24 protein-coding genes and 1 other RNA gene are annotated in these 12,953 nt (G+C 57.6%); 1 reads left to right on the top strand and 24 read right to left on the bottom strand.

Translation table 11 applies throughout. From position 1 onward, the window contains the following. Window positions 1-11: 11 nt before the first annotated feature. The 24 genes from BS300_RS11260 to BS300_RS11140 all read right to left on the bottom strand — a co-directional run bounded on the left by BS300_RS11260 (window position 12) and on the right by BS300_RS11140 (window position 11,798). The gene (locus tag BS300_RS11260) at window positions 12-335 is read right to left on the bottom strand and encodes a DUF2730 family protein (protein WP_071912790.1); all 324 of its coding nucleotides are present in this window, start codon (window positions 333-335) and stop codon (window positions 12-14) included. Beyond that, window positions 325-564, bottom strand: a complete 240-nt coding sequence (locus tag BS300_RS11255; RefSeq protein WP_071912789.1) for a TraR/DksA C4-type zinc finger protein — start codon at window positions 562-564, stop codon at window positions 325-327. Before BS300_RS11255 ends, BS300_RS11260 begins: the two co-directional genes overlap by 11 nt. Further along, window positions 561-1,172 carry a hypothetical protein gene (locus tag BS300_RS11250; protein WP_071912787.1) on the bottom strand — a complete coding sequence of 204 codons (612 nt, stop codon included), beginning with the start codon at window positions 1,170-1,172 and terminating at the stop codon, window positions 561-563. Before BS300_RS11250 ends, BS300_RS11255 begins: the two co-directional genes overlap by 4 nt. Then, window positions 1,157-1,465, bottom strand: a complete 309-nt coding sequence (locus tag BS300_RS11245; protein WP_071912785.1) for a hypothetical protein — start codon at window positions 1,463-1,465, stop codon at window positions 1,157-1,159. Before BS300_RS11245 ends, BS300_RS11250 begins: the two co-directional genes overlap by 16 nt. Before the next feature lies 1 nt (window position 1,466). After that, a complete protein-coding gene (locus BS300_RS11240) occupies window positions 1,467-1,934 on the bottom strand; it encodes a glycoside hydrolase family protein (protein WP_071912783.1) in 468 nt (155 codons plus the stop codon). A gap of 136 nt (window positions 1,935-2,070) precedes the next feature. Further along, window positions 2,071-2,544 (bottom strand): Mor transcription activator family protein, encoded by a 474-nt coding sequence (locus tag BS300_RS11235; RefSeq protein WP_043849605.1) that lies wholly within the window; start codon window positions 2,542-2,544, stop codon window positions 2,071-2,073. A gap of 100 nt (window positions 2,545-2,644) precedes the next feature. Next, window positions 2,645-3,076: a hypothetical protein gene (locus BS300_RS11230; protein WP_071912781.1), complete on the bottom strand. Its 432-nt coding sequence runs from the start codon at window positions 3,074-3,076 to the stop codon at window positions 2,645-2,647. A gap of 1 nt (window position 3,077) precedes the next feature. Then, the gene (locus BS300_RS11225; protein WP_071912780.1) at window positions 3,078-3,710 is read right to left on the bottom strand and encodes a regulatory protein GemA; all 633 of its coding nucleotides are present in this window, start codon (window positions 3,708-3,710) and stop codon (window positions 3,078-3,080) included. Next, window positions 3,700-4,188 (bottom strand): hypothetical protein, encoded by a 489-nt coding sequence (locus BS300_RS11220; RefSeq protein ID WP_071912778.1) that lies wholly within the window; start codon window positions 4,186-4,188, stop codon window positions 3,700-3,702. The genes BS300_RS11225 and BS300_RS11220 overlap by 11 nt, the downstream gene beginning before the upstream one ends. Window positions 4,189-4,225: 37 nt before the next feature. After that, window positions 4,226-4,474, bottom strand: a complete 249-nt coding sequence (locus BS300_RS11215; protein WP_071912776.1) for a hypothetical protein — start codon at window positions 4,472-4,474, stop codon at window positions 4,226-4,228. Between the two features lie 219 nt (window positions 4,475-4,693). Then, window positions 4,694-4,948: a hypothetical protein gene (locus BS300_RS11205; RefSeq protein ID WP_071912774.1), complete on the bottom strand. Its 255-nt coding sequence runs from the start codon at window positions 4,946-4,948 to the stop codon at window positions 4,694-4,696. A 39-nt stretch (window positions 4,949-4,987) separates the two neighbouring features. After that, window positions 4,988-5,060, bottom strand: an RNA gene (locus BS300_RS11200) — hammerhead ribozyme type II. Further along, window positions 5,059-5,355 carry a hypothetical protein gene (locus tag BS300_RS11195; protein ID WP_143241765.1) on the bottom strand — a complete coding sequence of 99 codons (297 nt, stop codon included), beginning with the start codon at window positions 5,353-5,355 and terminating at the stop codon, window positions 5,059-5,061. Before BS300_RS11195 ends, BS300_RS11200 begins: the two co-directional genes overlap by 2 nt. Window positions 5,356-5,482: 127 nt before the next feature. Continuing rightward, complete coding sequence (locus tag BS300_RS11190) at window positions 5,483-5,947, bottom strand: hypothetical protein (RefSeq protein ID WP_071912770.1); 465 nt, start codon at window positions 5,945-5,947, stop codon at window positions 5,483-5,485. Beyond that, complete coding sequence (locus BS300_RS11185) at window positions 5,947-6,177, bottom strand: ANR family transcriptional regulator (protein ID WP_071912767.1); 231 nt, start codon at window positions 6,175-6,177, stop codon at window positions 5,947-5,949. Before BS300_RS11185 ends, BS300_RS11190 begins: the two co-directional genes overlap by 1 nt. Then, a complete protein-coding gene (locus tag BS300_RS11180) occupies window positions 6,170-6,451 on the bottom strand; it encodes a hypothetical protein (RefSeq protein ID WP_043849721.1) in 282 nt (93 codons plus the stop codon). The genes BS300_RS11185 and BS300_RS11180 overlap by 8 nt, the downstream gene beginning before the upstream one ends. Further along, window positions 6,441-6,947, bottom strand: coding sequence for a hypothetical protein (locus tag BS300_RS11175; protein ID WP_071912765.1), 507 nt, complete (start codon window positions 6,945-6,947; stop codon window positions 6,441-6,443). Before BS300_RS11175 ends, BS300_RS11180 begins: the two co-directional genes overlap by 11 nt. A gap of 8 nt (window positions 6,948-6,955) precedes the next feature. Further along, complete coding sequence (locus tag BS300_RS11170; RefSeq protein ID WP_071912763.1) at window positions 6,956-7,564, bottom strand: DUF3164 family protein; 609 nt, start codon at window positions 7,562-7,564, stop codon at window positions 6,956-6,958. A gap of 13 nt (window positions 7,565-7,577) precedes the next feature. After that, window positions 7,578-7,901 (bottom strand): hypothetical protein, encoded by a 324-nt coding sequence (locus tag BS300_RS11165; protein ID WP_071912760.1) that lies wholly within the window; start codon window positions 7,899-7,901, stop codon window positions 7,578-7,580. After that, a complete protein-coding gene (locus tag BS300_RS11160; protein WP_071912758.1) occupies window positions 7,898-8,116 on the bottom strand; it encodes a hypothetical protein in 219 nt (72 codons plus the stop codon). Before BS300_RS11160 ends, BS300_RS11165 begins: the two co-directional genes overlap by 4 nt. Continuing rightward, on the bottom strand, window positions 8,116-8,559 hold the full coding sequence (locus tag BS300_RS11155; protein ID WP_071912756.1) for a hypothetical protein: 444 nt from the start codon (window positions 8,557-8,559) through the stop codon (window positions 8,116-8,118). The genes BS300_RS11160 and BS300_RS11155 overlap by 1 nt, the downstream gene beginning before the upstream one ends. A 3-nt stretch (window positions 8,560-8,562) precedes the next feature. Then, entirely contained in the window at window positions 8,563-9,495 is a 933-nt protein-coding gene (locus BS300_RS11150) for an AAA family ATPase (protein WP_071912754.1), read from the bottom strand. A gap of 57 nt (window positions 9,496-9,552) precedes the next feature. Then, complete coding sequence (locus BS300_RS11145) at window positions 9,553-11,562, bottom strand: transposase domain-containing protein (protein ID WP_071912752.1); 2,010 nt, start codon at window positions 11,560-11,562, stop codon at window positions 9,553-9,555. Window positions 11,563-11,573: 11 nt separating this feature from the next. Then, a complete protein-coding gene (locus tag BS300_RS11140; protein ID WP_071912750.1) occupies window positions 11,574-11,798 on the bottom strand; it encodes a helix-turn-helix transcriptional regulator in 225 nt (74 codons plus the stop codon). A 192-nt stretch (window positions 11,799-11,990) separates the two neighbouring features. Here BS300_RS11140 and BS300_RS11135 point away from each other — a divergent pair, with 192 nt between their 5' ends. Continuing rightward, on the top strand, window positions 11,991-12,758 hold the full coding sequence (locus BS300_RS11135) for a S24 family peptidase (RefSeq protein ID WP_071912748.1): 768 nt from the start codon (window positions 11,991-11,993) through the stop codon (window positions 12,756-12,758). The last annotated feature ends 195 nt before the right edge of the window (window positions 12,759-12,953 follow it).

Below are 12,953 nucleotides of genomic sequence, written 5' to 3'. Positions count from 1 at the left end.
ACAACCCCCGTTTATTTGTCGTTTAAACGCTGCTCAAGCAGCAATTGCGCAATGTGATTTACCGGATGGAGGGCTTCACGCAGAGCCTTGATATCCCCGCGCATCTCGGCCATATCGAGCCGCAGGGCATTCAATTCTTCCTGAGTTGGCATCGCGTCCAACTTCTCTTCAACATTGGCGAGGCGGGTGCTGTGATCAGCCATGGTATTTTCCACCTTCTTCAACTCCTCACGGCGGACGAACGTCTTGCTCAGCCACAGCATGGCTACGGTGGCAAGCACCGCGACTGCCGTGGTGATAACGCCCCACCAACGAGGGATCCAGTCAAACTCCATAGCGATGTCTCCCCGCTCTCTCTACACGGCATTGGCACGGCACGCAGCGCACTGCATCCGGCTCGGCCTGCAGTCGCTCGGCGGCGATCTGCTCTCCACACGTCAGGCAAAAGCGATTCCCGTGCTCGTCCTGATCCGGCTGTTCCTTGCGATGGCGCCTGGCATTGGTGATGGCGCGCTCGCGGAACTCCTGTTCTTGTTGTTGTGCCCGGTCGAAAAGGTCGGTCATTTGGCCCTCGTCAGTAGTTTGGAGACGGCGCCGGTGACTACGGACTGCACCTTCTGGCCAGAGGATTTGGGATGCGGGGCGAAGCCGTCCAGGGTGCGCAGGCCCATATAGGCCCAAGCGGGGGATGACAGCATGGCGATCATCGAGATATCCGCCCCGTCACCGTAACCGGCCACGCGCAGCCCTTCGAACGCCAGCACATAGAGCGCGGTGGCATACCAGCTCTGGCGCGCCATCAACGGGCGGGTGTTGCGCACATAGGTGTCGGTGGCGCCATCCCCTTCGCGGATGGTCTGCTGGGTGGCGGCCTGCTCGGCCTGCTGGTCGGCCAGCTCCAGCTCGCGGCGGCGGGTTTGCTCCTTCTCCAACTCCAGCTTGAGCTTTTCAAGCTCGGCACGTTGTTCCGGGCTGTAAATGCCGCCAAGCTGCCGCTCGATAGCAGCCTGCTGCTGTTCTGCTGTCATGCCGACGCCGGATACCTGCTCGACAATATCGGCGACCTTGTTCGCGGTTTTGCTGCCACCAAACAGGCTGGCAATGCCCCGGATCATGGCGGGGCCCTGCTGCACCGCCAGCGCGGCCAGTGCGGGGATTAACGGGAGTGGCATGGTGGTTCATCCTTCTTGAAAAGCGCACGCAGTCTGGCGCAGTGCTCTGCGGCCTTGCCGTTGCAGGTGGTGAGGATATTGAAGCGGTGACAGTTGCGGGCGTCGTAGATCTCGGATGGCGTCACGGAACACCACCCTTTTTTGAACTGGCTTTGCATGGTGCCGTCACGGCTATGGAGCGGCACGCGGCGATCGACATCGCACTCGGCGATGCCCTGTTCGGCCGCCTCGCGTTCGCGTTTCAGCCGCTGCTCGCGGCCATGGTTAAAACTCCACTCCCAGTTGCGGCCCATATCAGCCCCCGTACACGCTGGCCCAGCGGCCGGTGCGCATCTGTTCGGCGTGGCGCTGGGCGCGCTTGGGCGTCTGCTTGGCCCAGCGGCTATCGAGCATGCCGGCAGCGGCTTTGTCCCAGTTGCCACGGGCCACGGCGGCAAGGGTGTTCTTGAAGTTGCCAAGCCCCTTCACACCAAGCTGATAGGCCATGGAGTAGAGCACGGCAGTACGGGCGGGAGATGTGGCGCAGGTATCGAGCGCATCGGCCAGATGCGGGATGGTGCGCATCTCGCGTTCCATCTTCGCCAGATATTCATCCAGCCACGCTTCGCCAGCGGCCAGCGGCAAGGTGAATTGATAGAGCTTTATATCCGCGCCTTGGGGGCCGATGCGAAATCCAAATCCTACAGTGGGATAACCTTCGGTGCAGAGATAGGGTTTTTCGCGCCAACCCTCTTCGTATTTGATAAGCGCATAAATGGACATGACACACCTGAGAAATAATGAATTTCGTTGAGTGTGCTTTTTATATGCTCGGGTGGTGTATTGACGGATATCGTATAAAGCGCAGACAAAATAAAAGCGGCCAGTTGGCCGCCTCTATTTGCTATCGAATTGTCGTTTAATATGCCCGACCATTACGCCGTCCATTTCCATCAGCAACCGGATCCAGTCCGGTGAACATATCCGGCTGCACTTTTCGCAATTCGCTGCGGCGCATCCGTGCCAGCACAAATTGAATTTCCCGCACCGATACCCCGAATTTGCGTGACAGTTCAAACTGATTCTTGCCGTTGAACTCTTTCCAGATCTGGATGGAGCGCAGCACGGTGGTCAGGGTCTTGCCGTTCGGCACGTAGAAGGGGGCCCCGCCAAAGGTGCGGCAGAACTCGGAGAGCATGACGAACGACAGCATGGGCGAATCGCGGTGCGCTGCGACCACATGCTCGATGGTGTCGAACATGGCGCGCAGCTGCTCGCTCCATCCCGGGGCGGTGTCATCACTCAGCATGCGGTAGGTTTCCGGATCGATGGCATTCAGGTCAACCCCTACGCCAAACAGATCAACAGTGCTCAGGTCGGTCTCGTCTTTCATATGGCCCCCAAACGGCGTGCGAACGGCAGATAAAGCAACACCCGGACTAAGCCGGGTGTTTATATGATAACGCAGTGGATCTGGGCGCCCAATTCATGGGCTAGAAGGTAGCAAGGTAATATCCATCCATCTTCTGCTTGATGCCACACCAGTCCAAGCTGGCCTGCTTTGCGTTGATGATCAGCTCGTTCTTTCCATCATCGCGCAGGTAAAAGTGGTGGGTTTCTCCACGACGGTCAACCGCCTTGAAGTAGTAATCGCTTTGCCATCCAAGCTTCTCGTTTCGCCATACAAGAAGCTCGCCTTGCTCATGAATGACAACTACATCCGTGGCTTTCACAATGGCAGGGCACAGCTTGGCCAATTGGCCAAACCCTGCTTGGACGGCTGAAGTGCGGTCAACACCATCCTTTTCTCCTTGCAGACTAATGCTTACCTGCTGCTTTTCATCTGCAGCTAGATAGGCAACGCCACTACCTACCAGCGCAATTACACCCAACACGGCAATACCGAATCCGCTTATCTTTGCCATCTCAATTCTCCTTTTGCTGTAGTTCGCTGATTGTCTTGCTGCCATCGATCACCATTATCTGCGCTGGCCGCCAGCCCGGGTTTTCATAGGCTTCTCGGATCAGGTCGTAACCCGGCATCGCATCAATCTGGTGGCCGCGTGAGGCGGGGACGATATCCCCGCGCTCGATAATGGCGGCGGTCATCAGGCGGATATGCCACTTCTTCAACGCTTCCAGCACCCGCTCGGCCTGCGCTGATGTTAACCATTCTGCCCGATTGACGCCAATCCCGCCGTTGGCATTGGCCGTCATGCGGCGGATAAAGCTGCCCAGCGCGTCCTCTGAACCATCCTGCAGCAGGCCATCATTGCTCATGGTGATCCAGATGGCGCGCACCTTGCGCACCTCCGGCGCCTGCACTTTGGCAGAGCTTGGCGGGGAGCGGCGACCGTTTACCTGAGCGCCCCCTTTGACTTTGAATCCCAGCCCCTTCATGGCGGTAATGACCGCTTCGAGCTTAGCGGCGCTTAAACCCTTGGCCGAGCGGGCACCGGTCACGGATTCCAGCAATGCGCGGTAATCCTCCTCATCCAGCCCCAGTTCGCGGCGGCCGACCTGCACAATCTTGAGCAGACGCAGGGCATCAGGCTGCATGGCGGCCCCCGTTCATCTGGCAGATGTTGACGAACTGGGCGAGGTGGTCAGGGTCAACCTTGGACAGCGGGATATAGCTCAGTGTCATTTTCTTCTGGCTTACCTTTCCTGAACTCGGATGCTCACTGAATATGCGGCTTTCATGCGGCACAGGGAACCCTGCGTTTTTGCAGTCTGCAATCAGTTCACGCAGTTGGCTGCGGCGAGAAGTCGCACGAAACTTGCCGTCATTGCCATAAATCTCAACGGTCAGCGCATCGATATGATGATTGCCTCTTGGATTTTCCAGCAGCTTGTTCAGCTGGTGATAGCGGCGGATCTTGAGCAGAGTGATGGGGCTGGCCACCTCTATTTCACCCCGGGCTCGCAGCTCTGCCAGCGCGCCAGAAACATACTGGCTGTTGTAACCCAGCACATCGGCCAGCTCGCCGCCGGTCATATGGTTCCAGAGCGGAACGGCCAACACCTCTTTTTTCATTCGCGCCAATCTTGATTCAGTCATTTTGCAGCGAGATTTAATGTTCATCGTCTTCTTCCTCGTCGTCTTTGCTGACGGTCACAATCACTTTATTGGTCTTTGGTGGCTGGCCTTCGCGCCAGCGCGGTACCGTTTTGTCTAGCCAGGCCATGGCGACGCCATCGGCCTGTTTCTCCCGTTCACGCAGCGTCTTTTCGTCCATATCCTTGCGGGCGCGGGTGGCGTAACACGGCATATTGGCTTTGACGTAATTCACCATCTTGCGCTGGTAGCGGGTCAGTGCCATGGCGGTATTTCCTCTTTCGCTCGGCATTGCCTTCTGATTCGCAGGCCTTGCAGTAGTGCTGCAGGCCGTCTGGCGCGTTGGGATGGTTGCGCACAGACCAGAAGGCGGTGTCTTGGGGCCAGTAGTCGTTGCATCCGGTGCAGAACTTCTCCAGCCCCATATCGGGGTCGATGCGGGCTTTGCCGCTCTCCAGCCGCTTTTGCAGCAGCCCCGCTTTCATCAGTGGCGTGTATTCACCGTGCATACGGCCCCCTTGCCATCCATCAGCTGCAGGCGATCTGCCTCCAGCTCTGCCAGCAGCTGCTCAGCTTCACGCAGGGCATCACCGGCAATATCGTGGGCGCGGTACTTTCTGGCGCCCCGCGCCAGGGCGATAAAGCGGCGCTGCAGCACCACTTTTTCTTTCCAGTTCATCGCTATGGCCATCTCGCCATAGAGCCGGTTTAACAGGTTGTTCAGCACATTTCTGGTCATAGCGTCCTCGCTTATCGTGAGTGGGTTATGACCGGGCCCGGTCGGCTGCTCATCAGTGCCCAACCACCACGCTGGGCAGACCATACCGGGCAACCCCGGCATGGTTTCGCTTAGTTGAAAATTCGCTTGATGATGTTGATAAAACCGCCTTTGCGCTGATTGGCGCTCCGCTTTCGGCCATCGGCTGCAAAAGAAGGGATGATCCACACGGCATTCTCCAGCTCGATCACCACGTTGTGGCGCTCTGCGGCTGTCATGCCAACCATGTCACCGCACTCCAGCGCGCTATGCAGGCCATGCATAAATCCCATCAAGAAACTCAACTCTGACTCGGTGTGCTTTGAGATCTCTTCACCTGACAGCAGGGCATTAATCTTGTTGACATGGATAGCAATCTGGCGGCTCATCTTCTCGGCTGCTGTTTGCATACGTGCTCCTATGCGTTCTTGACGAAGTGGACGGCGCCGACAATCAGCACGGCCCAGACCAATCCCCACACCACGGCGAGGATGCGAAAGGTGCGGCGGCTGATTTTCATGCGGCCACCTCTTTCAGTTCGCTGACCAGCTCCAGCCCTTCAATCTTCTTGAACTGGCGCACCAGCGCGGTGCTGCTGCCGAAGTAGGGAAACAGGTAGGTGTGGCCTGCTTTCTCCGGGTTATCACCCCAGATCTCCTTGGCTTCTTTCGCACCCCACTTACGTTTGAACTTGGCCTGTTCCTCCAACGCTTTCTTGGTGTAACGGGCTCTGAACTTGTGGAAGTAAACCTGCTTTACCACCTTGTTCATGAACTCGTCTGACGGGTCGATATCGCTTAGCTCTTTGCACCAGATGCCTTTCATAAACCCATCGATATACACACCAAGGCAGGTTGTGCTTTCGCTCTTGTGCTCGCGGGTCACATAGACTTCATGCCCATGCAGTCTGAACAGCATCGATACCCAGCCCTTTTTCAGCTCGGCCGCGATGGCCTGCCATTGCTCTTTGCTGATAGCCATCACGCTGCCCTCTTGCCATAGCGGTGGATAAAGGTCACGCAGAGCGACGCGCGAAGGCGGGCATAATCCACGTTGAGCCTGTTCTTGGCGACCTTGGCGGCGGCCTTCCACATCTCCAGCGCGGCGGCGTAACGCTCCTCACGCTCCAGATCTGCTGCCTGAGTGGCCAGCGCCAGATATCCGTTTGGATTGCGGGCGATCTCGTCGCCCTTCAACACTGCATTAGCCATGGTGTAACTCCTGTTCAAATCGGGTTTGCTTGTCGTATACGGTGACGATGGAGCCGTTCTTCAAGATGAAATAGGCATCGTCACATTCGAGGATCCGGCGCGGGCTCCATCCCGCCTCGCGCTGCCGGATCCGCCGCAGCTGGCGTTTGCTTGGGCGCCAAGCCCGTGACAGGGCGCCCAGCATCTCCAGTTCGCTGCGGCCGGTACGTTGCACCCAGCGCTCGAAGGCGTGGCGGGTGACGTACAGCGGGCCATAGCGGGTTTCAAACTCCATCTTGTTGCTGGCCAAACATCTCTTGATAGGTTTCATGACCCATCACCGGCCCGCAGTCAGGGCAGCCACGGCAGGTTGGCCCCATGGTCTTGCACTCGCTGGCTTTCACCAGACGGTTTGCTTCCGCCACGATCTCCGGGTACTCCTCCGGATTGAGGGGAGCTGCTGACGAGATCCAGCCAGCCACCCACTGCAGGGCATCCCGAACGCCCTGTTCATAGGTGCCATCTTCAAAGTCGGTACCGACTGTTTCGCTGCGTTCTGCCAGCAGAATTGACATCAGCAGCTGCTGCTTGAACTGGTCGCGGTCGATATCACACACGTCATGTTTGAGTGCATCTGCAGCCTGCTTGGCTGTGGCGGTGATGGACTCGGTAGTCCATCCCTCCATGCCGTTCTTGTCTTCCCACACAACCTCGAACTCGTCTGATTCGATGTCGTTGCTGGCGGTACTGGCGATCACTTCCAGCAGATAGATCAGGTTCTCGTTTTTCATGTCAGGCCTCACAGCTTCGACCAGTCGATGACGATGGCCTTGTAGGCCCCTGTGCCGGTCTTCTCGTAGAACCGGATGTACTCGGCTTTGCCGACCACGGTGATGGCGTCGGCGATGGCCTGCATGGCCTCCTTCCATTCGGCATCCTGAATGTCCAGCTTGCGCAGGGATAGCACCTGATTGACGTCAACATGGCCTCCCTTGTTGACGCGGAAGGCGTGATCCACCAGGGCGCGGATCTCGTTGCTGCTGCCCTCGCTCCAGCGGCCGATGCAGCCGTCGATCAGGGTCTTGGCGGTCTGCAGGCGCTCGTCAAACTTGCGGTGCTCGCCGATGGCCCGCACCACCTGAAAGCGGCCATCAAAGCTGGTCAGGGTGACGTTGCCCTTGGTGCCGCCGTACTGCACGCCGTACTCGGCGGCAGACAGGTCCATAAAGGCTTCAATCTCCTGGGCGATGCTGGCCTTGCGGGCCAGCAGGCGCAGTTTTTCCTCTTTGGCCTCGGTGCATAGGCGGGTAGTCAGGTCATCGCGCAGCAGGTCCACAGCAGGGATCAGGGACTCCGGCACGAAGTGGCCAAGGGCGTTTTTGCGCATTTTGTCGGTTTGGTTGGTCATGTTGTTGCTCCTGTTAAGCGGGGAAACCGGCTGCACGGTGGTGCAGGTATTCAACGGCGGTCATGTTGCCGGTCAGCTCGAAGTCGTCTCGGCTCGGTTCTTCATGCCAGTGGATGATGCAACCTCCCAGGCGAGCGGCGTAGGCGCGGCGGCGCAGACCATTGACCTGTTCGTTTAGCTCAATGGCATCCTTTTTCAGCTCGTCAGTGGGGTAAGCGATCTCGATGATTGGACGCTGATGGATCGATTTGATGGCCAGAATCTGACAACCGAGCTTGCGCAAATTACGGGCAATGCGATGCGACTTGGTCCAAATGCTTGGGGTCTTGATGTTCATGCTTGCTCTCCTTGTGAATCACTGTTCAGCGGCGCCCAGCTTAGGTGCAGGCGGTCTTCGTCATAGCTCTGTGCCCAGCCTTTCTCGTCTTGCATCACCACTTCGCCATCGCTCTGCTCCACCACGCGGCCCTTGCGACCGCTGAGCAGGTTGATGTGCGTCCATGGCGCGGTCTTGACGCCGTAGAAGCTGGTTTGTTCCTTTGGTGCGTTCATCAGTCCGACTCCTTCCAACTGAGGATGTTTTCAATTCGGCGAAGCTCGTCCTGCCTCTTCTCCACTCCCAGCTCGCAGCGCATAACCTTGGCATTGTGAAGACCTGTTTCGACTGGTGTGCGCAGGTCGTGGATCAGGTCTTTTGCCATGCTGAATTGCGCTTGAAACACGGCGAGGCGCTCTTGAAAGTGGCGAACCTGCTTTTCAAGATCCGCTGCATAAGCACTGATTCCGGTTGCGCTCCAACCACCATCAAGCGCCTCTTGAGGCAGACCTGCGCAGGCATTCACGCAGGCAACGATGCGGCTGGCATCTGCAAATACTGTTTCATCGTCTTCGCTCCCTACCTCAGCGATGTGAAATGACGTCACCGCTGATGAAATGAAGACATCTCCACTTGCATCCTGATGAACGGCCCACGGTTCTGGTGTGTGTTTACCCATGACTCACTCCCCCTCCAGCTCGTTAAACGCATACCGCAGTACCTGCTCGGTCAGCGGCTCGCCGCCAGAGCAGGCCACGGCCAACTTCAAGTTCTTGCTGACCAGACGCAGGGCGCCGGGACGTTCGCTGATCTGCACCAGCAGGCTGCGCTCGGCGTCGCCGTCGATATTCCAGGCGCTGGCGACGGCCATCACGTCAGCGCGCTTAGCCTTGGTCAGGGCGCGCTTCTTGGCGACGCGGGAGTAAAGGCGGGCGAAATCTTCGCTGCGCTGGCCGCCAGTCAGCTGGGTGTAAACGCGGGAGTTGCCGACCAGCACCATGCCGATCCCCACTTCCTCAACCAGAATCCGCAGCTCTTCGAGGGTGGGGCGGTCGAGGTGATCCGCTTCATCCACCACAATCAGCCCTTTGGTGTTGAGCAGGCGGCGGCGCAGGGCGCGGGCCAGCGGGCCACGCAGGCGCGGGGCGTTCTCCATCCCCAGCTCCATGGCCAGCTCATACATGCATTCGGTCATGGTGCTGCGACTTGGGGAGGTGGTGATCACCCACACGTTGTTGTTGGTGCGCTGGAACTCGCGCAGGGCGGTGGTTTTGCCCACGCCAGAGATACCGTGGATGATGACGATGCTCTCTGTCGCCAACGCGTAGTTCATATCCGCGATGATCTGTTTGGCGGTCTCGGTCATCACAAAGCCGGGATCGCGTGGTGCATCGGCGCGCTGGTCGCGGGCGGTCAGCCAGTTGGCCAGCTTTTGCATCATCGGCGCCGGGTCGGCCTTGTAGTTGCCGTTCAGCAGCTGGTTGACGGTGGATGGGCTGACGCCGATCTCTTTGGCGATCTGCGCCTGGGTGACGATGCTCTGTTCCAGCAGTGCCTTGATGCGGGTGATGGCATCGGTATTGCCGGTTTGGTCGAGTGCGACTACATTGGTCATTGAATTACTCCTTTCAGGCGGCCCGTATGGCCGCTTTTTTTGTGGTTTAAATGCCGGTTAAATCCGGTTTTTCTGTTTTGCAGCCATGGCTGCGGCGGCCTGTTGAAAACGGGCTTCCATGATGTCTGCGGTAATTTCGCTGCGCGGTGTGGCGACCGGCTGGGCCATCGGCTGGACAGCAAGCGCGGCATTGCCGATGGAAGCTGGGCGCACCATCTCGACCACTTTGGCCTCTGGCGCCTCTTCGTCGCTGATACTGGGCAGCAGCGCGGCGGCCTCCATTGCCGACATGCCTTTCTGAGCCAGTGCGGCGGCCTTGTTGGCCTTGACGAACTGGGTGCGCTTGCGGGTGTGCTCGCGGGCCTCTTGGGTATTGCCGAAGGCAACTTTCTCTTGGCATGCCGCTTCGCAGATATGCAGGCCGTTGAGGGTGGTGACGATCACCGCGTCATGCAGACGCTGCGGGTCGAACCGTGCCACTACCTTCTGGCCCTGATAGGCGGCCAGCTCTTCGTGGTAATAACGGTTGCTGCGGTTGCGGATGGTGCCGCCAGATTCAAGCTTGATGGTGCCGTACTTGCTGACGCGGCAGGCTTCTGACTGCAGCATCATCATGGTCAGCTGCTCGCTGGTTGCCTTGCGCACGGTGGCCTGCATATAGCTCTGCTCGAATGCCTGGTCGAAGCTCATGACGCCGTGGCAGGCCTCGGTATTTCTGCCAAGCTTGCCGTTGTAATGGGCAACACCTTCGGCAACCACGCGCAGAAACTCTTCGGCATCTACCGCCCGTTCACCATAATTCTCTGGCTTGGCCATCGGGTTGGGGCCGGTGTAGCAGCCAGCCAATGCCGGATGCTTGTCGATGATTTCATCCAGACCGCCCACGCCGAAGGCGCGCTCGATCGGCTTGGCCTGACCGTGGCCCTTGCCCAGCAGGACGCTGGACCAGTGCAGCTTGATGCCGAGCATGGGGATCATGCCGAGCGGGTCATCTTCCTTGACTTTGAAGCGGTAGCGATTCGGCACGCCGCCGGTCATCCATTTGTTGGCCGCCGCCCGGGTGTTATCGATGGTGATTTCACGCGGGATGCCGTATTTGCTGCACACATCCATCAGTGACAGGCGGATCGAGTCAGTGTTTTCACTGATATCGGTGCGCCAGCCGATGATTTTGCGGCTGTAGATGTCCTGCCAGAACCATGTTTTCGGGCGCAATATTTCGCCGTTGAACCAGCGCACGAAGACGTTGTGCAGGTAGCCATCGCCATTAATCCAGCTCATGGCATCCAGCCCTTCGATGGTGCGTTCCTGTGGCGGGTAGAGCTGCATCATGGCGTGCTCGCCTTCGCGCAGCATGACCTGCTGGGCGTGCGGTACTTCCAGATCCATGCGGCGCATCAGGCTGTTGAGGCTCGGCACCACCCAGTTCTGATCGCGGGCGGCCAGTTTCAGGCGCTCGTAACAGCTGGCGGCGTTCGGGCGCTCGTTGCGCAGGTAGTCGGCTTTGAAGAACTCCCACGCCTGCTCGCTCACCTTTGCCAGCTTGCCGGCGCGGTTTTCGAGCGCGGACTGCTGCTGTTTTGGCACCAGCACGGCCAGCCAGTCGCTATCGTCAAAGCCTTTCACAGCTGAGCAGTGGCGGCGCAGGGTAGGCAAGGCGATCCCGAACTCGTCAGAGATATGCTGATAGGCCTGCATCAGGGTGCTGCCGCTGGCAACCAGGGCATGGACGGCCTGCACGGCCTTGACCCGTTCCTTGGCGGTGGCGTGCGCCTTGTCGTTGGCCTTCTTCCAGTTGGCCCACAGCTGCTCTTTGCAGTAGCGCGGGGCCTTTGGCTTGGGCAGATCCAGCGTCATGCCGCCGACCTTGACCTTGCCAGACTTGCGCAGCAGGGCGGCTTGGACGGTGGGGGGAAGGCTGGATACAGCGAACTCCAGCGCCTTGCCTCTTACGCCTTCTTTACGGCGGCTGACCCAGCCTTCACGCTTTGCCATCTTGTGAACGCCCATCACGGATGATGGAAGCCCGGCAAGGCCTACTACGTCGTTAATTGAGAACCATTCCATGACAGCCTCCGTCAGACCGCTTCTTGCATTTCTGGGTAACGGGACGGCCAAATATCAGCAGGCTTGGCATCCAGAGCTTCAGCAATGATCCGCTCGCCTTTCGGCCAAGGGCGGGAAAACGCGTTGTAAAGGGTTCCGCTATCAAGCCCGTTCTCACGGGACAGGCGAGCCATGTTGGTCCCCTTCTTTTTCAGCGCCGAAATCACATCAGCCCTATGCCAATCTTTATTTTCCATTTCATTAACCTCACTTCTGGCTTAGGATTCTTACCGGTTCTGATAACCGTTTCTGATTACCAGTTTATTGATAAACTAATCTGCCGCAAGTGGTTTATATCTAAAATCATCAAGAAGCACGACAAGGTATTGATTTGTATAGAAATAAACTTTCATCAGTTTATATAAACTGAGTTTATATAAGGAGAGTTTGTGATAAACCAATGGATGTCAGCAAAAGAGATCGCGGAACTCCCTGGAATGCCCAGCACGATCCAGGGCGTACACAAGAAGGCGAAGCGGGATGGGTGGCAGCAACGCAAGCAGACAGGGGTTAAGGGCCCTGGCGTGGAGTACCTTGTAGAGGTAAGCAGGGAGCAGCCAGAAACGCCTGCTGAAACCCTATCGTCCGTTGTTACTGGACCTGCTACAGGCCTTGCGGCCAGCAGTTCACCGGGAATGGTAGGCCTTCCATTTTTTGGAGGAGCGGCAGCTGCAGCTTGTACAGTTGGTTATTTGGGAGGGATTTTTGAAGATGAACCAAATGTTTCAGAAAAATCATCATCTTACAAATCAATGCAGCATGATGAATCAGTCAATATTCGCTTTTTTATAGAGGAGCCTGAACGCTTCTTTAGCGATGTTGGTGGAACCCTGCCAGTATCTCCCAAGTGGTTGAAATACAGAGGATTTAATTCTAGCGATCTGGCATTTTATGTGCAGAGTGGTGACAGCATGGCGCAGCGGATAAAGCACCGCGATATAGTCATCATCAACAGCCGCGATAATCGATTGTCTGATGGCTACCTGATGGCCGTTGAGGTCGATGGAGCAACGCTTATCCGCAATGTGCAGAAGATTCCTGGCGGCTGGCGCTTGAACTGTGAGAACCCGCGCTATGAGCCGATCACCCTGAGTGGCGACGCTGAATCACAGTGCAAGGTCATCGGCCGAGTTGTGCGCATCATCAACGAAACGTGATGCTGGTTTAAATGTCGTTTAAAGCCATCTCACAAAAATCACTAGTGATCAATCTACTCGTAATTTTCGGCCGTTTTTGGATCCAGTGATCAATCGTGCGATCTCCCATAACGAATACGGCCTGAAGAGTCTCAATAACTCTGCAGGCCGCGCCACTTCTGATTTGATCCCACTTTATCCCTGCTGATCCCACTT

Origin of the sequence: Aeromonas sp. SCS5, assembly GCF_001887375.1 — a bacterium.
In the GTDB taxonomy this organism is placed as follows: domain Bacteria; phylum Pseudomonadota; class Gammaproteobacteria; order Enterobacterales; family Aeromonadaceae; genus Aeromonas; species Aeromonas jandaei.
This window is presented reverse-complemented; position numbering and strand designations above follow the sequence as displayed.